The organism is Desulfosoma caldarium (assembly GCF_003751385.1).
Taxonomy (GTDB): domain Bacteria; phylum Desulfobacterota; class Syntrophobacteria; order Syntrophobacterales; family DSM-9756; genus Desulfosoma; species Desulfosoma caldarium.
On the sequence record NZ_RJVA01000010.1, the window covers coordinates 420065 to 440399 of the forward strand.

The window sequence follows — 20335 nt, forward strand, 5'->3', positions numbered from 1 at the left end:
CCCAACACTGCTCGGGTTATTTTTGCGCTCCGTACCCCACTGCCCACATAAGGGCGTTATGCCCGTAGCGGCTTCGCACGGTATCCAAAGCGTGCTGAATCCGTTGCTCTCGAGCCTCCGAAAGCCCTGTTTCGGGAAACAACGCCAGCTGCCGCACAGGCAGCTGAAACCGGCTCCATGTGACGGCGATTCGACGCAGCGCCACCCGCCTCTGGCATACCGATCGAGCCAGAGCGCGCACCGCGTGAAAAAGGGCTCGATCCAGCACCTGCGCCTCCGGGCGCACGTGCCGAGTTCCCTGCACTTCCATCCCGTCGGCGTAGCGCACTTCCAAAAGAAGGCGACCGGGCAGGCGGTTGCGGCGCCTGAGCGTCCAGCCGGCTTCTTCCACGAGCCGCAGAAGCACGGCATCGATTTCATGCCAATCTATGGTTTCCCGTGCCAACTCATGGACCAGCCGCAAAGCCGCGTCCTTTTCAAAAGGGACCACCGGCGAAGGGTCTTCGCCACGGGCAAGCTGCACAAGGCGTGAGGCGTGATGGCCCACAACGGGCACGAGATCTTCGGGATTTAAAGCCGCCAACTGACCGATGCGGCGAATGTTCACATCCGCGAGTCGATCCGCCGTCTTGGGCCCAAGGCCGGGAAGCGCTTCGACGGAAAGGCCCTGAAGAAAGGTGCGTTCTCCGCCCGGAAACACCCGGCTCACGTCGCCCACATCCACGCAGTCGGCAGCCACCTGGCTGACGAGTTTGTTGCTCGCAAGGCCCGCTCGCGTGGGCAGTCGACGGCGATGCAGCATCTCCTCTTCCAGCCGACAGGCCGTGTCCGTAAAAGGGCCCCAAAGGCGCCGGGTTCCCGACAGATCCACGAAATAGCGCCCCAAAGCCCCGGCTTCCACTACAGGAGAAAAGGCCATGAGGTCCCGAACGATGGTTTCATGGACGTTCCGGTAAAAAGACCGATCCGGAGGCACCACCTGCAGAGCTCGACAACGCCGCACGGCCACCGCCCACGGCATTCCTTCTCGAATCCCCTCTCGACGCGCCAAAGCGTTCGCCGCCAACACCACAGCCCGTCCGCCGGCATCGGCCACCGCCAAAGGACGTCGCCTTCGAGACGGATCCCGCAGCTCTTCCAGCACCGCACAAAAATCGGGCACATGAAGATGCACCACAGCCCGTTCCATAAGGCATGCGCTCCCGGCGCCTTTTCACGGCGCGTCCCCACAAGGGGTCAAGTTCGTCGGCACCCTATGATGGTAAAGTGAACAAAAGGTGAAAGTCAAGGGGAACTGCTTACAGAGGGGCGTCAAAGGGGCGAGCGTAGCCGGTGAGTTCCACGTAGCCCAAGCCTTGCACGCTGTGGCCCTGCCGCGTGCCTCGACACGACACGGACCCCTCCCAGTACGTGACCCCGGTGCTGGACCCGGTTTCCAGTTCCTGATCCGCAAGGTTGGGACGGATTTCCAATTCCAGCGCCAACTTGGGCACCTTTAGGCGCCATTGGGCCGGATACGTCGCCTTGGATCGAGGACTTTTCCATGTCGCAATGACATCTAGAAGGATTTCGTCGCGACCAAGATGATGCGTGGTCCCCGAGGCCTGCACAAAGGTACCACTGGATGCGGGGTGCCATGAACCGTCCTTTTGGCGCAGGCCAAACACCATGAGTTCCGTGGTGTCGTCCAGCTGCAGACCGAACCAGTCCCAACCTTGCAGCCCGGGTTCCAGGGGTTCCGAACTGTATTCGTGATCCATCCAAGCAAAGCCCGTCACGTCATAAGTCTCGTCTTTTACCCGCACCGTTCCCTGAGCTTTCAGGCGGGTCAGAGAATAGTAGCAGCTGGCCCTTTCAGGGTCGGAGCCTTTAAGGCTGTAGCCTTCGATGCCGTGCAGCACCACAGGCTTTTGGGGCTCGAGGCGAAGATCCAAAGCAAAATGCCGAGCCTCCGCTCGCAGTCCGTGGTGCTTCGGCCCAATGTGCGCCCTCCAGGGATGAACCCAGACGGCGACGGTCTTCTGGGTCGCCTCGACACCCGCGACGCCGGCGGCTCCCCGCAGGGCTTTCTCCTCGTAACGAAAGCGCCCTTCCAACACATCGCTTAAAGCCGCATGGGCAAAAAAGATCTGGTTTGTGCGCCACGGAGACGATGGTCCGGCCTGTTTGGCCTGTGTGGTGTGGTCCTTTTCTGAAGACAACTGGTGGCGAAAAAAGGTCAATTGAAAGCCGAAGAGCCGTCCGGTTTCCGTCCGCACATTGCCCGTATAGTACCACCATTCGGTGCGATAGCCTTCGTGAGCTCCATGGTCCTTGGGGAATCGCATACCGCACGGGCCCCGCACCTTGAAGAATCCGGACGCCGTGTCCTGAGCCCACACCCAGTTTTCCAAAAAACCACAAAGCACTAGCAGCAGCGCGAAGGCCTCGAGCATGGCGCGCAGTTGACTGAACCTCCGCATGATCGGCTCCACAACGTTTTCGCATGATGTTCCATGGACACGTTTCGCTCGTTAGTATACCTTTGTTGTGAGATCATGGGAAAAGCGTTTAAATCACGTAAGGGAAAGGCAACTCCAGTGAAGAGGACATTGGACCCCCCTCCCTTGCCTAAAAATGTTCTTCGAGCCCTTCAAGACATCGTCGGTCATGAACACGTGCTGACGACCCTGGAAGACCGCACGACCTACAGTTATGATGCCAGCAAACTCTCCGCCCTTCCCCAGGCTGTGGTCTTTCCCGCCGATGTGCAGCAAGTCAGCCACGTGGTTCGATTGGCTAACCGGTGGCGTTTTCCCATTTATCCGCGCGGCGCCGGAAGCGGCATGGTCGGCGGCGTGGTGCCTGAGCGGGGGGGCGTGGTGCTATCCTTGGCCCGGTTCAATCGCATTTTAGAAATTCATGCCGAAGACATGATCGCCGTGGTGGAACCCGCGGTGGTCACAGGTGTCTTTCAAAAAACGGTGGCCCAATATGGGTTGTTCTATCCGCCGGATCCGGCCAGCCTGGAATTTTCCACCCTTGGCGGCAACGTGGCCACCTGTGCCGGAGGGCCTCGAGCGGTCAAGTACGGCGTGACTCGCGATTATGTGCTGGGCTTGGAAGTCGTGCTGCCCACGGGGGAGCGGATCACCACGGGCACACGAACCATGAAAGGGGTGGTGGGGTATGACCTGACCAGGCTTTTCGTGGGATCGGAAGGCACCCTGGGAGTGATCACCAAGATCGTCGTGCGCCTTATTCCAGCCCCTGAAGCCGTCATGACGGTTTCGGCCGTCTTTTCCTCCATCGAACAGGCGAGCCAGGCCGTGTGTGCCGTGCTGCAGGCCCGCATCATTCCCACATGTCTTGAACTGCTTGACGGCGCGACGCTGCGCGCTGTGGAGCCCTATTGCCCTCTGGGTCTTTCCGAAAGGGCCGATGGCATGCTCATTGCCGAAGTTGACGGCCCCCCGGAAGTCTTGCCGCGACACGTCGCCATCATGGAAGAGGTCTTTCGCCGGCACGGCGCCTTTGAGGTCTTTCGCGCGGAAACACCCCAGGACAGAGAAAAGCTTTGGGCCGCTCGGCGCGCCATTTCTCCGGCCTTGGGCCGCATTCGCTCCGGAAAGATCAACGAGGACGTCACTGTTCCCCGATCCCGCATCGCCGACCTGATCAAGTTCAACCAGGCCCTCGCACGCAAATACGACCTGGTCATCGTCAGCTTTGGCCATGCCGGAGACGGCAACATTCACACGAATATCATGGTGGATCGGTCCGACGCCCGGGAAATGGCCCGCGCCGAAAAGGCTGTGGAGGAACTCTTTCGCGAGGTACTTCGCCTTCAAGGGACCATTTCCGGAGAACACGGCATTGGCCTCACCAAGAGTTGTTTCTTCCAGTGGGAAGTGCATCCGGAAGCCTTTGACGCCATGGTGCGCATCAAGCGCGCTCTCGATCCCCACGACATCATGAACCCAGGAAAAATGTTCCTTCCCAACCGCGCCTTCTTTGGAACGGCGGCCGTCACCGGCCCAAAACGCTCCCTCAGACCATGACCGCTCCTTTGGCAAACAAAACCCCCAAAGGCACACCGCCGAGCGCCCTTGGGGGTCCCTCGATAGCTTGGGAACCTCTGATGCCGCGAGCTAGAGACACCTACGCTTTAGCGCCAGCAGCTTCTGTCGCCGACGCTTGAGGTCCCTGGTTCTTCAATTCGGCAAAGTACTTTTCCTTGACCCCTTTGAGATACGCTGCCATGGGCCGGTAGGCCAGGTGCGACCATTTGGAGAAGGGCACTTCCAGGACCAGCATGGGGACGGCGATCATCAAATGGAGTATGTACAGCGCATACGTGGCAAAAGGAATATTCATAATCCTCAGAATATGCACAGCGATGCCCGTGATGACAGTCAACTCCAAAAGCACAAGAAACATCCAGTCGGTCCCATGGGAATTCTTATAAGGTGCCTTACTCTTACGAGAACGTCCGATGAGCGCATAAGTGGCGCCGATAAGAATGGCGATGGTGGCATAGTAGCCCAGTAGACGAATGGGATGGAATACAGAGTAGATGGCGTCTCTTCCCGTCAACGGATCAAATGGTCTTTGGAATCGCAGCGGTTCCCATGTGAGCCCCAGCACGGCGAGCCCTCCCGCCAGAAGCACAGCAACCAGAATAAACGCCGTGGTGTAACCCGTCATGATGAGCAGGTGAATAATCCACTGGGTGCGGTCTTCGCACTTGGCCCATCGTTTCTGGGTCAGGAAGTGCAGAACCAGTTCCTTCGCCTCGCTGGCATAGATGCGCAGGGGAATCTTGGTTAAAAGGTCTCCCATGGTGAATTTCACGAACCTGTATACGTTGGTCAGCAGGAAAAAGGAGAGGATGGACGCCATGATGAGATCGGCGATTTCCATCCCGTGAGCGGGCCAGGCTTTTTCCAAAGAGGCGTTTTGCCAGTCGAATTCGCCATGAATGAGCAGCATCAGCAGCCCGACGATAAGCCCTGTAACGATGACAGCCATGATTTCGAATTTTTCCGACGTGTAAAACTTGCGTGAAAACCCCGTCCAGTCGTATTGGCTCGTGAGGTATCGGCGCATGACCATCATGGTCTCGCCCGGGTCCGCTCCTCGAGGGCAATTGTCGGAGCAGGTGCCGCAGTAGTAGCACAGCCATGGCTCGCTGGATCGAAGAATCTTGTCCTTGAGCCCCATCTGAGCGTACTTGACCAGTTTACGCGGAAAGGGTGTACCTGTTTCCGACATCGGGCACACGGCAGTACAATTCCCGCAATGGAAGCACTTGCTGGCGTCTTTTAGGCCGAAGTGCTTCAGATCCTTCATCAAATTCGGATCCACCTTGATACTCATTCTCTGGCCTCCTCGCTATTCTCGTGCTTACGGCGTTCCATCTAGAATCCTTTGTAGGGGTTCGGCCCCACGCCTTCCAAAGTTTCCGCAAAATCATCTAAAATTTTAGGTAGCTTGTCGTAGTCGGAGATGGCCACCGTCTCAAAACGAACGCGGTCGGATTCCAACACGAGGCGATCCAGCGTTTCCTTGACCTTGCCCAAACGAATGTTGGCCAGTTCGGATCCCTTGATGAAGTGGCACTGGTAGTCGTCCCCGTACTTGCAGCCCAGAAGCAGCACCCCGTCGATGCCTTTGGACAGGGCATCGGCGATAAAGATCAGGTTCATGGACCCCAAGCAGCGCATGGGTATGACGCGAACCCAGGCATTGTACGTCATGCGGCGTAGCCCCGCCATGTCCAGAGCGGGATAGGCGTCGTTTTCACAGGCAAGAACAAGGATCCTTGGCTTTTCTTCATCCTCCTCTGGCACTTCAATGGACTTGATCATGTCGCCGATCATGCCCACGGAGTAGTTCTTGAACGAGATGATGCGTTCCGGGCAGGCTCCCATGCACACACCACAGCGACGGCATCGTGTGGGCTGCGGCAGCGGGTTGGCTTTTTCATCTTCGTTAATGGCCCCAAACGGACACTCTTCCGTACACCGCTTGCATTGGGTACAGCGTTGCATGAAAAACTCGGGAAAACTCATGTCCCCGGCTCGAGGATGCACGGCTTTGCCCTGGCTGACCAGTTCCACGCACTGAATAGCCTTCATGGCCGCTCCAGCGCCGTCTTCAAAGGCCGCCGCCACACCCATGGGGCGGCGCACGCATCCGGCGGCGTAGATTCCGGTTCGCCTCGTTTCATAGGGAAAACAAATGAAATGGGAATCGGGAAAACCGTAGCGAAGGCCGGGCAGTTCCGGTCCCTGACGGTATTCTAGGTTGAGAATGTCGGATACCAGAATGGCGTCCTGTGGAACCTCTAGCTCTTCCTCTTCCTTCTTTTGCTCGGTTTCCGCCCCTGACATTCGGGCTCGCACCTGGGCGTAGTCTTCTCCAAACGCCGTCACAGGAACCATGCCCGTCGCCAGAACCACCAGATCCAGGTCTTCGATCAGGACGGTTTCCCCCAGCAGCTCGTCGAGAGCTTCCACCGTGACACTGGCTCCGGACGCCTTCACCTCAGGATCCTGGGATCGAATGAAAATCACGCCCTCTTCCTGAGCCTTGCGGTAGAGGTCCTCGGCTTGGCCAGGAGTTCTCATTTCCTTGAACACAATGTAAACATTGGCGTCGGGGTCATTTTCCTTGATGTAGATGGCCTGCTTGAGGCTTGTGATGCAGCACACCGAAGAACAGTAGGGGAGTTTTTCCGGATCGCGCTGGCCAGCACACTGCAAAAAGGCCACATTCCGCACGCTGCCACCGTCGCTCGGCCGCTTCACGCCACCGGCCTGAACCATTTCTTCAAACTGAACATTGGTGATGACGTTGGGCGATTGTCCGTAGCCCAACTTGGCATCCAATTGCGTCGGATCATAGGCTTTCCACCCGGCGGCCATGACAATGGCACCCACCCTGTGTTCCTTGGTGGCCCCGTTTTGCGCAATGGTTACCTTGAAAACACCGGGCCCTCCGACCGTCTTTTGAACCTTGGCCCCCGTATAGACGGTCACGTTGTCGTCTTTGGTCACGTCCTGAATGAGGCTCTCCAGGTCGTTATCTTTAATGCCCTTGTATGGAAAGGTGGCGATCTTGGTCACCGACTTCTGAAACCCACCCAGGTGCTTTTCCCTTTCCACCAAGACGGCCTTGTAGCCGGCCCTGGACACTTCCTTGGCCGCGGTCAAACCGGCCACGCCGCCGCCCACAATGAGAATGTCCTTGGAAATCTCTTCGTCGGGTTGATAAGGTTCTGGAGGGTCCATCTTGCCGATCTTGGCCGCAGACATCCGAAGGTAATCTTCCGCCATCATCTGCGTGTCCTCATCCCCCGGCTTTTGACTCCAGACCACCTGCTCCCGCAGATTCACACGATCCACGAGACACCCGGGAAAGCGAAACACGTCGTACATGACGCGGGGAGAACAGGCGGCAATCATCAGACAGTTGACACCTTGGCCGTCGATGTCCGCCTTGATCATGTCGACGCCTTCCTGTCCGCACAGGCAGGCATGGGTTTTCACCAAGGCGGCCTTGCACTCCTTTTGAGCCACCTTGGACAATTGCTCTATGTCCAAGGCATCGCCGATGCCGCATCCGGTACAAATATACGTGGCAAGCTTCTTATCCATTGAGCTACCTCCTCACGACGGATTGAATGGCTTTGAGAGCGGCTGCCGTGCCGTCGGCGACGGATTCGGCCACATTGCACGGGGTTCGAGTCGTGCCCGCGGCATAGATGCCCGGCATGGCGTCCATGGACGCCACAAAACCGTACTCGTCGTAGGGTACCGGCGTGGGCAGCGGACTTTCAGACGTATTGGGCTGCATGCCCGTGGCCAGCACCACCAAATCCACGGGAATTTCGTGCAGCTCTTCGGTCATGGTGTTTTCCACTCGGCACACCAGGTTTTTCGTGGCCCCATCCTCGGTGATCTTGGCCACTTTGCCCTTGAAAAAGATGAGCTTGTCATCAGCCTTGACGCGTTGCACAAAGTCTTCCAGCCGGTCCGTGGCCCGCACGTCGATGTAGAAAAAGTAAACTGTCGCCTCGGGAAGCTGCTCTCGAACATAGGTGGCTTGCTTCAAGGAAGCCAAACAGCAAATGCCCGAACAGAAAGGCAGATGGTTCTCATCCCGGGATCCGGCACATTGCACGAAAGCCACCGTTTTTGGCGGCTGCCCATCGGAGGGACGAAGAATCTTGCCCTGGGTCGGACCGTTCCACGCCGCCAGCCTCTCCATCTGTACATTGGTAATGACGTTGGCGTAGGCGCCGGCCCCGTAGTTTTCCAGCTTCTTGATGTCGTAAGGCTTCCAACCCGTGGCCCACACGATGCTACCCACCTTGAGCTCCATCGTCTTTTCCGCCATGTCCAATTCAATGGCGTCATAAGGACAGGCGTCCTTGACCTTTTGGGCTTCGGCACTGCCAACCAGGCTGGGATCGAGCACATAGCGCATGGGAAAGGCCATTTCGTGAGGCAGGTAAGCCGCCTTGACGGTGTCCATGTTGTAGTTGAACGGGTTCTGAATTTCCAGGGAGCAGGCCTCGGCGCATTTGCCGCATGCCGTGCATTTCTCGTTGACATAGCGAGGGCTGATTTTCACCGTAACGTCAAAATCGCCTTCCACCCCGCGAATGTGCGTCACCTCGGCCATGGTGAACACCTTGACCTTGGGATTGTCTTTGATCCGACGAAAATTGATTTCCAGGCCGCAGTACGGCGGGCATAGTTTTGGAAAATATTGGTGCAGCTGCGCCACACGCCCTCCCAGGTAGGGGTTCTTTTCCACCAGAAAAACTTCGTACCCCGCCTCGGCGGCTTCAATGGCGGCACTCATGCCGCTCATGCCACCTCCGACCACCATGATGCTTTGTGTCACCGTGTTTGCCATGCTCGTCCTCCTCGGTATATGAACGATGTCCCGTAGACCCTCGAGAGCGTGGGCTGGGAATGCCTCCGCAGAAAGGAGCGACCCACAGGGATCCGGTCGCATCATGTGCAACTATACACAAACTTAGGGCCACGAGCAAACAAAAACTTGGGAAGTGTCAACAGCTTGTCTTATGTGCGACGGGCCTTTTTCCCCAGAGCCGTTGAGCCAAAGTCCACAGTCTGGATGATGTTGTGAAAAAAAGGTCGAACACACCCTCCTTGGGCCTTGAAAAAAGGGCCACCCTCGGGTAATAGGACAGAGAACGAAATCGACAGGAAAAACGGACACGGTGTCCCCTTCACTACACAATACCCAGCGATGGAGTGGACTCATGGATGAAAGACAAGAAACCAGCAGATGGATCGAAATCGGGGCAAAGATTGCGGTCTCCCTGGCCGTGCTTTTTCCGGTGTATGCGCTTCTTTACTTGACGTTTCCCGCATCCATCATTGCCTTTTACCTTATATCGGCAGGGCTTCTCGCCGCCTTTGCGCCGTGGGACAAAATCAAGCAAAAGTTCCTTTCATGACCATTGGCCACGGGGTTTTTTTGTCCAGCACATCCTTTCCCCACTCTTCAAAAGCACGGCGCCCACGAGCCCGTGCTTCTTTTGTACGCACGCTCAAATTTTTCTCGATTCCCCGGACGTGGATAAAAGCGCCGTGGCCCAAGACAGCCCTCTTCTGGACTTGCGCTCCGAATCCCTAAGGTTTTTCTTGAAACCCATGTTTTTCCGTCGGCCTTTTCCGCTTGGCCTGCCCCGCTCCCCCCTGGCCCTCTTGCGGCACATCGAGGCGTTCTGGCTAACCCGGTGCCTCATTTCCATGGATAATCCGCCCAGTAGCGTGCGCAAAGATTGTTGGAAACGCCTTCCACACCTTCTGTTTATGAAAGCGCGACCTTTTGAACCATATATGAGGCTCCCGCAACGCCCTCACTCTTGTGAAAGTCTTTATCGAATCTCACTCGTTTGCCCGGTGCCAGAACGAGGCGCCTTCACTTCCAGGGCACGTCCAACCGTGGGTCGCCGGTGTCTTGACCGCACCCTGCGTTCGGGCGAGAATTCGGTAAAGGTATAATTGGCTTCTCGATGCCGTGGGTTCTCGCAAAGCCACGGTTCGCCACTCACAAACCTTCAGGCAAGGAGGTTCTCCATGAAGGCGTTGCATCCCAGTTCCCTGGAAAGCTTGGCCCGCCGTCATGCTCCCGAAGGTTCCTGGATTCTCAGTGTTTACCTCAACCTGGATCCCCAAGTGCGCGCCAACCGTCGAGGCGCCCACAAACTGGTCCTGGAACAGATGCTCAAGGACCTCGAAGCGACCTTAGAAGAGGATCCGCAAACGCTGGATCATTTTCGAGAGGATGCCGAGTGGGTTCGAAGCCAGGTCGGGCTTCACATCCCCAAGGGTCGAAGCCTGGTGCTGTTTTGCGACGTCTCGGAAGGGTACACCTACCAGGAGGATGTTCCGGTTCGACTTCCCAATGGCGCGTGGTATGAACGCCGCCCCTACATCCGTCCCCTACTGGACGCCTGGAAGGAGTACGAGCGCACCGGCATCGTCGTGGTGGATCGTGAAAAGGCCCGCTTTCTGGTGGCTTCCATGGGGCAAGTGGAAGAAGTGGAGGAGGCCTTTCAAACGCCGGCCGTTCGTCATCGGGCCACCTCCGGCACGGACCACATGCGCTCCCAGATGGTTTTTCAGCGCCGAGCCGCGACCTGGAGCCATTGGTTCCTAAAGGAAGTGGCCGACTCCTTGCACGACATGATCGAGGACCATGGTATTGACCGCGTGGTCTTGGCGGGCCCGGAAGACGTCACCGCCGAACTTAAGCGCATCCTTCCCAAAGGGGTTCAGGCACGCGTTGCCGCTCGAGTGCGCGCCTCCGTCACCGCAAAACCCAAGGAACTTTTGGAGGCCGTGACCCCAGTGCTTCGTGAAATGGATGCAGCCCAGGAAAGGGACCTGGTTTTCGACTGCATCACCGCGGCACGCAAGGCGCAGAGCGAATCGCCCAAAGCGGTTTTGGGACTGGATGCGGTCCTCAATGCCGTGAACCAAGGCCGTGTCTATCAAATACTCGTTCCAGCGGGCTTTACGGCCCGCGGCTTCCACTGCCCAGCCTGTGACGTGCTCATGGATCACGCCCCGTCCGCCAACGCGTGCCCCTATTGCTCCGGCGCCTTGAACGACATGGACGATGTGGTTTGGGCGGCCTGCGACCGCGTGCTGGCCATGGGCGGCAAGGTGGAAGAAATCGGCACGAACGGAGCCAAAGAAAGCCTAAAAAAAGAAGGCCCACTGGGAGCCTTTTTGCGCTAGCTTATCGGGAGCAGGGACCCCCTGACCCTAGAGTTTTTACGAACGCGGACGGCCCCGCTCTATAACTTCCACGAAGTCGTCTAAGTTGGCCACCGCAAGGAATACATGCCGCCACATTCGAAATCCACAGCCGTGGCCGAAGAGGCCACGGCCAAAGCCCACACACCTGAAAACCATCCGCACCCGACCCGCCGCCTCCATATGCACTTCACGTGTTGCGGCGGGTTCCCCGCCAGCCGAAAAGTCATCTACGCCAGGAAAAAGAGGCGCCCGGGATGGCCAGGCATCCCGGGCGCCGGCAGTCATCTTTATTTTCGAACCGACGTGAAGTCCTGCGCTAGAAGCTCCATTGCAGCACGGCACCCACCTCGTAGGCGTCGTCATCGTCTTTGAAGGTGGTGTAAGCATCATCCGCAAAGAGGTAGGCGCCCACAAGAGTCAGCTTCAAGTTGTCCACGACATTTTGGGTAATGTAGAGGTTCACTTCGTGCCCGATCTTCTTGGCCGTGTCGCCAGTTTCGGCATCGGCCAAAACGCTTTCCACCGTCGCCACGTAGTAATAGTTAAAGGTCACCTTGGTCTGGGGCAACGCCTGCCAAATGACGCCGGCGTTCAGAGCCCACAAGTTAGAGGGAGCATCCGCCGCCCGATACGCGCCCTGATAGTTCCGGTTCACGTGGTCAAAGCCAGCCACGCTCACGTCAAACAGGCCCAGGCCCAAAATTTCCGACCAGTAGTAGGACGCGCCGCGGGGATAGGCAAACGCATCATAATCGTTCTTATAATCGAAGTCCGCCGGGTCGTCATCGTCGCCGGTGGTGTAAAAAGCACCCAGATGGAACGTGAAATCATTCCACATGAAGTCGGCGGTGCCTTCCAACATCCAGCCGGTGTAGTCCTGGCTTTTGCCACCCACAAGGTCATAACTTCCGAAGTTCTTGATGCCGGTCAGGCCCAGAACCATCATGTCCGTCTTATAACCTAGGCTCACACCCAGATTGAACAAATTGTTGTCAGTTACCGCGAAGTTCTCGTTGTTATAATATAGGCCCGTGGACATATCCGGGTAGGCGCTCCAATTGGTGTTGTGAGCGTATTGGTACCAACCGACCAAGCTTGCCGTGAAGGGGCCATTGGCATAGTCCAAGGCCAAGAAGAAATCGTCCACGTTATCGTCACTTGTGGTCACGTCGGTATTCTGCGCGGCCACATATCCAAAGGTCAGCTTGACGGGATCGAGCTTGGTGGAAAACACGGCGCCCGAAAAGTCATCAAAGAACATCCAACCCTTGAGGAAACCGGCACCCTGGACACCCAACTTGGCGCGCACCGGAGTGTTCGGAATATTGAACTCAAGGTACACATTCTTCATTTCAAGGTTGGTTGCATCCGCGCCGATGTCACCACCGCCGTGACGACCGGCACCAGGTGATTCACGGCCCCACAACGTGTCCGCTTCCCATTTGGTCACCAGCTGGAGGTTTTCGCTGGCAACAAAAGTAAAGTACAGCCGGATCCTCTGATCGAACCAGTTGCCGTTGTCGTCGATGTCGTCGTTTCCATCGCTCAAGTTGTCGTTGGACTGCCACCGCAGGCGATACATGCCGCCGTACTTGAAATCCACGGCAAATGCCGGCATGGCCAGCGCCACCGCCGCCAAGACCGCGACCATCACGATGAAGTTCTTCTTCATCTCTTTCCTCCCTGCCAAAATGCGTTAAAGATGTTGTGAAACCTTTTGATCAGCCCCTTCTCATTGAACCCTGCGCCTCGGCATCACCTCCTTTTTCTTTAAGATGGCCCCGCGCCGTTTTTCAGGCGCTGCCATGGTCTTTATAATGGGGCTGTGCTTCATGTCAAACAAAAATTCTCGCGTATGATGTCCAAAATTCTTATTGCACGAAGGTCACGTTTATCGCTAGTCTTTCCGGGAAGCTGGTGCGCCGATTTTGGCGCATGCATCGCTTGGAACATTCCGGCAAAGGAAGGTGGTTCATGGTTCTTTACGCTCGTTTAGGAAAATGTTGTGTGGTGGCGTCGCTTGTGGCCTCGGTCCTTTGGGGCGTGCACGTTGGCTCCGTGACGGCGCAGGAGTCTTCGGACAAGACGGTGGCCGTGGTGCCGTTTCAGATGAACACCCCTAAGGATCTTTTCTACCTACAAGACGGCATTTGGGACATGCTCCGGTCCCGTCTTTCTTGGCCCGGCAAGGTCCGCGTCCTGGACAAGGCCACCGTGCAGGCTGTGGCAAAAACGCCAGCTGACGTCCAAACCCCCGACGCTGCCCGTGCCCTGGCGCATCAGATCAAGGCCGATTACGTGCTCTACGGCAGCGTCACCGCTCTGGGGGAATCCGTGAGCCTTGATGCCACGGTTGTCCCCACGGCCACCCAAGAACCACCCAAGCATTTTCCTTATCAAAGTCCCAGCCTGAGTCAGCTTATTCCCACAGTGAACCGACTCGCGGAAGATGTTAACCGCCAGATCTTTAACCGAACGGCCCATGCGGCGGCCACTGCCTCTACGGCAGAGTCCCCTTCCACACGGCATCCCGAACTTCTTTTTCTCGAATCGACCATGCCGGGTCAAGCCGTTTCCTACCTGAACCCTAATTTCATCGAGGTCACCCCTGAAGGTTCGTTGCGTCAGCCCGGGCTATGGCGCAGTCAGACGTTTTCCGAAGCGGTTCTTTCCATCGATGTCGGTGACGTGGACGGTGACGGCCGTGAGGAACTTGTCGCCCTCACGGCCTCTCGGGTCACAGTGTACCGGCGAGTCGCTCAAGGGCTGCAAAACGTCGCCGAATACCGCGCAGGCAAGCTCGATTCGTTCAAATGGCTCGCCCTGGCCGATGTGGACGGCGACGGCCGCTTGGATATTTTGGTCACCAACATTTATCAAAGGAACAGGGGGCACCATCCCGGCTTTGAAAGCATCAACGTTTCCGACACGGAATGGGAACCCGCATCCCTGGTGCTCAAATTCGATGCCAAAACCAAAAACCTCACCGTGGCTGCGCAAAGGCTTCCCTACTTTATCAATGCCGTTTCTTTTCCCAGCCGAGGCCGTGTGGCTCTGGCTCAAGCGCGAGGCCGCTACGGGGATCTGTTTGAACCCGAAATCTTCGAGTGGCGCCTTCACGACGGCAAATTCACCACGACGGCTCCCGTCCCCTTGCCTCCCCGATGCAACCTCATAAACTTTGCGGTCGGTGACTTCACAGGGGACGGCGCCGTGGAATACGCCGTGATCACCGCCGACCATCGACTGCTTCTGGTGGACGCTGCCGGAAATCGCCTGTGGCGCAGTCGGCAGCAGCAGTTTGGAGCCACGACCAATTACCTGCTGGGAAAAGTGGAGGACCTTCGATACAATGACGTTGAGTACTATTATATTCCTTCGCCCGTGCTGGTCATGGACCTCAATAAGGACGGCATTCAGGAAATCGTCGTCAATCGAAGCCCGGATACCACGAGCCGCTTTCTGCCGCAGGGCCTTAAGTACTATGAAGCTGGAGAAGTGGTGAGTTTCTCCTGGGATCAACTGGGGCTTGTGGAAAACTGGAAAACCCGCCAAGTCGACGGTATGGTGACGTCCATTCGATTGGGCGACTTGAACGGTGACGGCACACCGGAACTCATTGCCAGCCTGGTTGCGGGAAAGGATTTGCTGAAACTTTGGAAAACCCGAAGCACGATTTTTTCCTACGATCTTCGTGTGGGCCGAAAAGGCAAGGCGGAGACGGCTCGCAAGCCCTAAGATAACCCACTGTGATGACGCTGAAAAACCAGAAAAAACGCAGAAGAATCCAGGCGCCGGGGTGTTCTCAGAACCCACCCCGGCAGGTTTTTCACACCGCCGGGACTCCACATCTCATGACAATGCCCATCTTGAACGATTCTTTTTGTGCATGCCGACGTTAAGAACTGGGCTCCCAAGGCGAGGAGAGCGTAGCTTTGCTGTTTTTGGGAATGTTATGGTATGCGCTCGATACCGAGCATCGCAAGACGGCCGAGGCGAATATTCGGCTCGCTCTGCGGGTGAGTCAGGAGGAGGCCCGACGCTTGACCAGGCAGAATTTTCAGCACCTGGTGCGGGTCTTTAGTGAATTCCCGCGCATGACGCGGATGAGCCGCGAAAATTTCCGGCAATTCGTGGATCCCCGCGGCGAAGAACACCTGATGCGATCACTAAAACGGGGCCGCGGCGTGCTGATTCTCACAGCCCACCTGGGCAATTGGGAGTGGATGGCCTACTGCGCCCCCTTCTTCCTTCCGGCACGGTTGCACATTGTCGCCCGGCCTTTACGCCCACGAATCCTCAACCAGTGGGTTACCACAGTTCGTCAACGGTCCGGAAACCGGGTCATTCCCAAGCAGCGCGCCCTCCTTCATGCCCTGAAGGCTCTTAAAAGAAACGAAATGGTGGGATTCCTGCTCGACCAAAATGCAGGAAAAAAGACGGGAATTTGGGCTCCTTTTTTTGGCATGGAGGTGCTCACCCACAAGACCCTGGCCCACATCGCCCTTCGCACCGGAGCGCCCGTTCATCCGGTTTTTAATCACCGGCTTGCCGACGGCCGCTACCAGATCGATATCGGCCCCGAAATTCCCACACCGCAGCACGGAACCCTGAATGACAAGGCGGCGGCTTTCACCGCCGCCTTTAACCGCATCCTTGAAGATCAGATTCGACAATATCCCGACCAGTGGTACTGGGTCCACCGGCGCTTTCGGCGCTTTCGGGCCCAACGGTCTTTCTAAGATCGTGTTGGAGGACTTCCTACAGCCTCCTAGAGTTCGTAGTCGCCTTCGATGTCCAAGATGTATTCGCGCTCCTCCTTTCCTGGTTTTACGGTAAAGGTTCCACTGCCCTTGATGGTGGCCAGCTTGCCGATACCCCGATAGATGGTCCAGGTTCCCTTGGTCAGCTTGCTCTCCGCATCTCGCTCCCCTTCATACTTGCTGTAGATGGACCCTTCCTCGAAATGGGTCACGGCATAGCCCATCATCTTACCGGCTCCCCGCACACGGTCATGAAAGGTGACGCTTCGCCTGGAGACGAACTTTCCGGCCACGCCCACCTGGTATTCTATGGGCTCCCCTTCCATCTCCACCAACATCAGGGTGTGATCAAATTCATCGTGAACGTAAAGCATTTCTCGGCGGGTAACCATCAGTCGATACGTCGCTTTGCGCTTCATGAAAACCTCCTTTGGCAAGGGTTTCGACAGCTCGGGCCTCACAGCCTCACGACTCCCGTGGATGATTTACCTCCCTGTGTAGCACAGGCCGAGCCCTCTGGCTAGAGAGAAGACCCCTGCGCTGTCCGCACGGCCAGCACCTGAGCCGCGGCATTTTCCTTGACAGTCGTCTTTTTTTCGGTTAACTGGGCCACTCAACTTATGGTTAACATTAAAAGGAGGAGCCTGGAAATGCCGCTGGAATCCATTCGACGCATGGTCCTCGTGTGCCTCATGACCGCCCTCATTGCCTTGGGTGCGCAAATGGCCGTTCCCATCGGCCCCGTCCCTGTGGTTTTGACAAACCTGTTTGTTCTTCTTGCCGGCCTTCTTTTGGGACCCAGGCAAGGGACCGCGGCCGTCGCCCTGTATCTTTTTCTTGGTGCCCTAGGCTTGCCGGTGTTTGCCCATTTCAAGGGTGGGTTGGCCCACCTGGCAGGACCAACGGGAGGTTACTTGCTGGGGTTTTTAGCGGCCGCCGCGATCGTCGGTCTTTTGACACATAAGCGATCAAGTCGCCTGACGGATATTATGGCGGTGGTTGTGGGGTCGTTGGTGGTGTATGTTTTGGGCGTGCCTTGGCTGAAGGTGGTGACGGGCCTGAGCTGGTCCAAGGCGGTGAGCGTGGGGCTGTTGCCCTTTCTTGTGGGGGACGCCGTCAAGGCGGGGGTAGCCGTGGTGCTGGCCTGGTCTCTTCGCCCGGCTCTGATCCGCCACATGCGGGCCGCCTCCGCTTGAAATTTTTAAACGGAATTCATGATCGAAGCCAAAGACCTACATTTCACCTACCCGGACGGAACCCGTGCCCTGTGCGGTGTCAACTTTCGGCTGGATACACCGGTTTTTGTGCTGCTGTGCGGAGCCAACGGTCAGGGAAAGACGACGCTGCTTTACATCCTCTCGGGGCTTTACGAGCCTACGGCGGGATCCGTGCGTGTGCTGGGCCTCGATGCCGCTAGGGAGGCTCGAGCCGTGCGCCGTCGCGTTGGGCTGGTCTTTCAAGACCCGGATCATCAGATCCTCGGTGAGACCGTGGCGGAGGATGTGGCCTTCGGTCTGGAAAACCTAGGCCTTTCCAGGCAAGAAATTCGCCAACGCCTGAATGTGGTTCTGGCCCAGTTCGGTCTCGAGGCTCTCCGAGACAAACCCTGTTATGCCTTGTCCGGCGGAGAAAAGCGACGGGTGGCTCTGGCCGGCGTTCTGGCCATGAACCCTGAAGTTGTTTTGTTTGATGAACCCTTCACCCATTTGGATTGGGCAGGAAGCCAGGCGGCACTAAAAGCGATGCTGTCGCTACGCGCTGAAGGGCGCACGGTGGTGGTTTCCACGCACGATGTGGAAAAGGTGATGGCTCACGTGGAGGACGTGCTTGTCCTTGAAAAAGGAGTTGTTGCGGATCATGGCCCACCGCCGAATGTGGCCCCTCGTCTGGCCCAATATGGCGTGCGCCCGCCGTGTTCCGTCTTTTTCGGAAAAGGCCTGCAGCCGTGGCTCGCCGATTAGCCCTTCACTACGTACCCCGATCTTCTTTCGTTCACGCTCTGGATGCGCGCACAAAGTTGTTTGCTGTGTTGCTGTTGTCCAGTGCACTCCTTAGGCCCAACCGCCTCGCCTTGGCCGTGGTCACCCTGGGACTCGTGGTGGCGACGGCGGCGGCTCGTCTTCCTTGGGCTCTGCTGTGGCGAACCTATCGAGGATGGCTGCCCTTTTTCTTGCTCGTCTTTCTCGTTCAGGCTTTTTCCCTGAATCATGTTCCTTCAAAAAGTGCAATGTACGAGATTTTCAAGAGTTTTAACCCTTTGGGGGCATGGCGCGCTGTGTCCAGCTTGTTCCCTCACCGTGAGGTGTTCCGAGCCCTGGACACCGTCTGGCGCTTGGGGCTTATGGTGTCGTGGGCCGTAGTGTTCACGGCGGTGACGCCGCCTCGAGACCTGCAGCACGCCGTACTGTGGCTGCTGAGGCCTTTACCTTTTTTTTCTTCACGGCGCATCGCCGTCATGGTCGCCCTATCCCTTCGCTTTTTTGCGCAACTGCTGGACGATGCGGAACACATTCGACTAGCGGAACGGGCCCGATCGGGAGACAGGCCCTTTCGCCCTTTTCGCCGGCTTCGAACGACCCTCTCCGCCCTTTTTCGAAAGGCGCTGGCGCACAGCGAAACCACGGCCCTGGCCATGGCGGCCCGGGGCTACCGTGAAGACGTCGCCGTGGACATTCCCCCGTGGCCTACACGCCACGGTGCCGCTTTGGGCCTTTGGGCCATCGGGCTTGCCGCTCTGCAGCTTTTTTGACACAACCTATCCCTGCGATTTTCGCAGTAAGGCCATGCCGCCAGAACCTTTGCCGCAACCGTGAACACGGCCCTTGCTCCCGGCCTAGAATTTCCTTTCGAGAAGGCTCAACTTGAATTACGGCCCGGCATTGGATCTGGTGAAGGCGTTTGCGAGGGACGTTAGGGCGGGGCCATTGTGGGCCTTTCAGAACGAGGCGGAACACCGCCGAAGGCGCTGTGATCTTTGGCGGGCCTTGAGCGCCCTTTTGGTCTGGCACAGACCCAACCTGGAGGCCGAACTCGGCCTCAATTTTCCCTATGAAGTGCTTCGAGAAACGGCCGGCCTCATGCCTGATGCCGCCACATAAGGCCACACGCAATGCACTGGGCATCAGGCGAACTGTCCTTGACCCTTCTGCCTTTCCCAGGCCAATGGCGCCACCTCAATGCCTCGAAGCCTGCGGCCAAAAAAGACGCTGAAGTCCTGGATTTTCTTGGGCATGAAAAGACGAAGGTCGCTGAAAAATTCTGGAAAAAAACCGAAGAACCGGGCACGTTTGCCACTTTCTACCGGTGCTCTAACGTCCTCAAGGCTCCCGTGAAAAGGGCGTGCATTGCCTCCTTTTCCCTTCCCCGCCTCCTGCCTCACACCCTCGACTCGTGGACCTGAGTCATCGGTTGGTTTTTATTGTCGAACCGCCCATGGGGATCGGGCGGTGCCACGGCTGGTGGTGGCGATGCTACGCTCTGGAAGCCTCCTGCCTTTTCGGAATAACGGGGGACAAAGACCGTCAATTCGTGGCCACGCAGGACCACGCCCGACCCCTTTTATGGGGCTCATGGGAAATTTTTGGAAGACCTAAAAGACTCCTCCTGCGGGGGAAGAGGTCAAAACGGTCGATCACGTTTTTAATGGCACATTTGACGATATGCCACGAAAGCGGCATTTTTTTATGTTGGACTTGCTGACACGCAAGGAATTTTCCAAGAAAACGGCGCTTTTTCTCGATTGAGGACACCCCGAAAACGTCGAAACTTTTGACCGGGCCATCACAGAGCGCGGCTTGGTGGCTCGCGTCTCGGTGCGACCCAATGTGCCCCGCCGCGACGTGCCCGCCCTCTTGTGTCGATGCCGGCTCGGCGTTCACCTTTCCCTTTATGAAAATGCCTGTCGCGCCGTCATAGAATACTTCCGGTCCAACATTCCCTGTGGGGTCAGTGCCTCTATGGCGGGTATAAACCTGGACATGTTCACCAACGAGACCGGAGCTGCCGTCCCCGACAGTCGGATCGTGGACACCCTCTCTAGGGTTTTACAGAACGCGTAACAATATGCTTCCCGACGCTGGTTTCTGAGAAAGCGGAAGCCTGGTCTCCACGCGCCGCCTCAATAACGCTTTGAAAACATTTTTTTGGATCGAGGCATGGCCCGGACCGAAGACATCGTGACCCTAACAGGCAGTGGGGCCAGTCGGTACATCTCGAGAAGCAACGAACAGCGCTTTCACCGAGAACACCTCTGGATCGCCTAAAGTCTTCAGCACGCCCTGC

The 20335-nt window shown here is 57.3% G+C and carries 16 protein-coding genes and 1 pseudogene; 10 read left to right on the top strand and 7 right to left on the bottom strand.

The annotated features are described in order from the left end of the window. Positions 1–16: 16 nt before the first annotated feature. Both EDC27_RS05185 and EDC27_RS05190 read right to left on the bottom strand, forming a co-directional pair. Positions 17–1189, bottom strand: a complete 1173-nt coding sequence (locus EDC27_RS05185; protein ID WP_123289530.1) for a DNA polymerase Y family protein — start codon at positions 1187–1189, stop codon at positions 17–19. A gap of 109 nt (positions 1190–1298) precedes the next feature. Further along, positions 1299–2462, bottom strand: a complete 1164-nt coding sequence (locus EDC27_RS05190) for a lipocalin-like domain-containing protein (RefSeq protein ID WP_211334779.1) — start codon at positions 2460–2462, stop codon at positions 1299–1301. A gap of 117 nt (positions 2463–2579) precedes the next feature. Here EDC27_RS05190 and EDC27_RS05195 point away from each other — a divergent pair, with 117 nt between their 5' ends. Next, positions 2580–4040 (top strand): FAD-binding oxidoreductase, encoded by a 1461-nt coding sequence (locus tag EDC27_RS05195; protein ID WP_245994276.1) that lies wholly within the window; start codon positions 2580–2582, stop codon positions 4038–4040. Positions 4041–4140: 100 nt separating this feature from the next. Here the strand turns inward: EDC27_RS05195 and EDC27_RS05200 are convergent, their stop codons facing one another. From EDC27_RS05200 to EDC27_RS05210, 3 genes are read right to left on the bottom strand one after another with little or no spacing between them, the layout of a single operon-like run. Continuing rightward, positions 4141–5358: a 4Fe-4S dicluster domain-containing protein gene (locus EDC27_RS05200; RefSeq protein WP_123289532.1), complete on the bottom strand. Its 1218-nt coding sequence runs from the start codon at positions 5356–5358 to the stop codon at positions 4141–4143. A 41-nt stretch (positions 5359–5399) separates the two neighbouring features. After that, positions 5400–7640, bottom strand: a complete 2241-nt coding sequence (locus EDC27_RS05205) for a hydrogenase iron-sulfur subunit (protein ID WP_123289533.1) — start codon at positions 7638–7640, stop codon at positions 5400–5402. Between the two features lie 4 nt (positions 7641–7644). Next, complete coding sequence (locus EDC27_RS05210; RefSeq protein WP_123289534.1) at positions 7645–8907, bottom strand: CoB--CoM heterodisulfide reductase iron-sulfur subunit A family protein; 1263 nt, start codon at positions 8905–8907, stop codon at positions 7645–7647. Between the two features lie 373 nt (positions 8908–9280). On the opposite strand from EDC27_RS05210, the gene EDC27_RS05215 reads away from it, so the two are divergent. Both EDC27_RS05215 and EDC27_RS05220 read left to right on the top strand, forming a co-directional pair. Then, the gene (locus EDC27_RS05215) at positions 9281–9478 is read left to right on the top strand and encodes a hypothetical protein (RefSeq protein WP_123289535.1); all 198 of its coding nucleotides are present in this window, start codon (positions 9281–9283) and stop codon (positions 9476–9478) included. A gap of 625 nt (positions 9479–10103) precedes the next feature. Further along, a complete protein-coding gene (locus EDC27_RS05220) occupies positions 10104–11270 on the top strand; it encodes a VLRF1 family aeRF1-type release factor (RefSeq protein ID WP_123289536.1) in 1167 nt (388 codons plus the stop codon). A gap of 337 nt (positions 11271–11607) precedes the next feature. On the opposite strand, the gene EDC27_RS05225 is transcribed toward EDC27_RS05220, so the two are convergent. Beyond that, positions 11608–12963 (bottom strand): alginate export family protein, encoded by a 1356-nt coding sequence (locus EDC27_RS05225; protein ID WP_123289537.1) that lies wholly within the window; start codon positions 12961–12963, stop codon positions 11608–11610. Positions 12964–13265: 302 nt separating this feature from the next. Between EDC27_RS05225 and EDC27_RS05230 the strand changes: the two genes are divergently transcribed. Both EDC27_RS05230 and EDC27_RS05235 read left to right on the top strand, forming a co-directional pair. Continuing rightward, positions 13266–15029: an FG-GAP-like repeat-containing protein gene (locus EDC27_RS05230; RefSeq protein WP_170161605.1), complete on the top strand. Its 1764-nt coding sequence runs from the start codon at positions 13266–13268 to the stop codon at positions 15027–15029. 197 nt (positions 15030–15226) lie between these two features. After that, positions 15227–16033, top strand: a complete 807-nt coding sequence (locus EDC27_RS05235) for a lysophospholipid acyltransferase family protein (RefSeq protein ID WP_148045685.1) — start codon at positions 15227–15229, stop codon at positions 16031–16033. Between the two features lie 29 nt (positions 16034–16062). On the opposite strand, the gene EDC27_RS05240 is transcribed toward EDC27_RS05235, so the two are convergent. Then, a complete protein-coding gene (locus EDC27_RS05240; RefSeq protein ID WP_123289540.1) occupies positions 16063–16473 on the bottom strand; it encodes a hypothetical protein in 411 nt (136 codons plus the stop codon). Between the two features lie 231 nt (positions 16474–16704). Here EDC27_RS05240 and EDC27_RS05245 point away from each other — a divergent pair, with 231 nt between their 5' ends. From EDC27_RS05245 to EDC27_RS05270, 5 genes and pseudogenes are all read left to right on the top strand, one after another. Continuing rightward, on the top strand, positions 16705–17250 hold the full coding sequence (locus EDC27_RS05245) for a biotin transporter BioY (RefSeq protein WP_123289541.1): 546 nt from the start codon (positions 16705–16707) through the stop codon (positions 17248–17250). A gap of 18 nt (positions 17251–17268) precedes the next feature. Further along, positions 17269–18015, top strand: coding sequence for an energy-coupling factor ABC transporter ATP-binding protein (locus EDC27_RS05250; protein WP_123289542.1), 747 nt, complete (start codon positions 17269–17271; stop codon positions 18013–18015). Then, positions 18000–18803 (top strand): energy-coupling factor transporter transmembrane component T family protein, encoded by an 804-nt coding sequence (locus tag EDC27_RS05255; protein WP_170161606.1) that lies wholly within the window; start codon positions 18000–18002, stop codon positions 18801–18803. Before EDC27_RS05250 ends, EDC27_RS05255 begins: the two co-directional genes overlap by 16 nt. A 112-nt stretch (positions 18804–18915) precedes the next feature. Beyond that, positions 18916–19152, top strand: a complete 237-nt coding sequence (locus EDC27_RS05260; protein ID WP_123289544.1) for a hypothetical protein — start codon at positions 18916–18918, stop codon at positions 19150–19152. 660 nt (positions 19153–19812) lie between these two features. Beyond that, positions 19813–20112, top strand: a pseudogene (locus EDC27_RS05270) (glycosyltransferase); the annotation flags it as partial. Positions 20113–20335 lie beyond the last annotated feature (223 nt).

Excerpts from the sequence above, each read along its gene's own strand:
- EDC27_RS05250 (WP_123289542.1), top strand. The coding sequence starts at position 17,269 with ATGATCGAAGCCAAAGACCTACATTTCACCTACCCGGACGGAACCCGT.
- EDC27_RS05205 (WP_123289533.1), bottom strand. The coding sequence starts at position 7,640 with ATGGATAAGAAGCTTGCCACGTATATTTGTACCGGATGCGGCATCGGC.
- EDC27_RS05230 (WP_170161605.1), top strand. The coding sequence starts at position 13,266 with ATGGTTCTTTACGCTCGTTTAGGAAAATGTTGTGTGGTGGCGTCGCTT.
- EDC27_RS05185 (WP_123289530.1), bottom strand. The coding sequence starts at position 1,189 with ATGGAACGGGCTGTGGTGCATCTTCATGTGCCCGATTTTTGTGCGGTG.
- EDC27_RS05220 (WP_123289536.1), top strand. The coding sequence starts at position 10,104 with ATGAAGGCGTTGCATCCCAGTTCCCTGGAAAGCTTGGCCCGCCGTCAT.
- EDC27_RS05210 (WP_123289534.1), bottom strand. The coding sequence starts at position 8,907 with ATGGCAAACACGGTGACACAAAGCATCATGGTGGTCGGAGGTGGCATG.
- EDC27_RS05190 (WP_211334779.1), bottom strand. The coding sequence starts at position 2,462 with ATGCGGAGGTTCAGTCAACTGCGCGCCATGCTCGAGGCCTTCGCGCTG.
- EDC27_RS05245 (WP_123289541.1), top strand. The coding sequence starts at position 16,705 with ATGCCGCTGGAATCCATTCGACGCATGGTCCTCGTGTGCCTCATGACC.
- EDC27_RS05225 (WP_123289537.1), bottom strand. The coding sequence starts at position 12,963 with ATGAAGAAGAACTTCATCGTGATGGTCGCGGTCTTGGCGGCGGTGGCG.
- EDC27_RS05200 (WP_123289532.1), bottom strand. The coding sequence starts at position 5,358 with ATGAGTATCAAGGTGGATCCGAATTTGATGAAGGATCTGAAGCACTTC.
- EDC27_RS05215 (WP_123289535.1), top strand. The coding sequence starts at position 9,281 with ATGGATGAAAGACAAGAAACCAGCAGATGGATCGAAATCGGGGCAAAG.
- EDC27_RS05240 (WP_123289540.1), bottom strand. The coding sequence starts at position 16,473 with ATGAAGCGCAAAGCGACGTATCGACTGATGGTTACCCGCCGAGAAATG.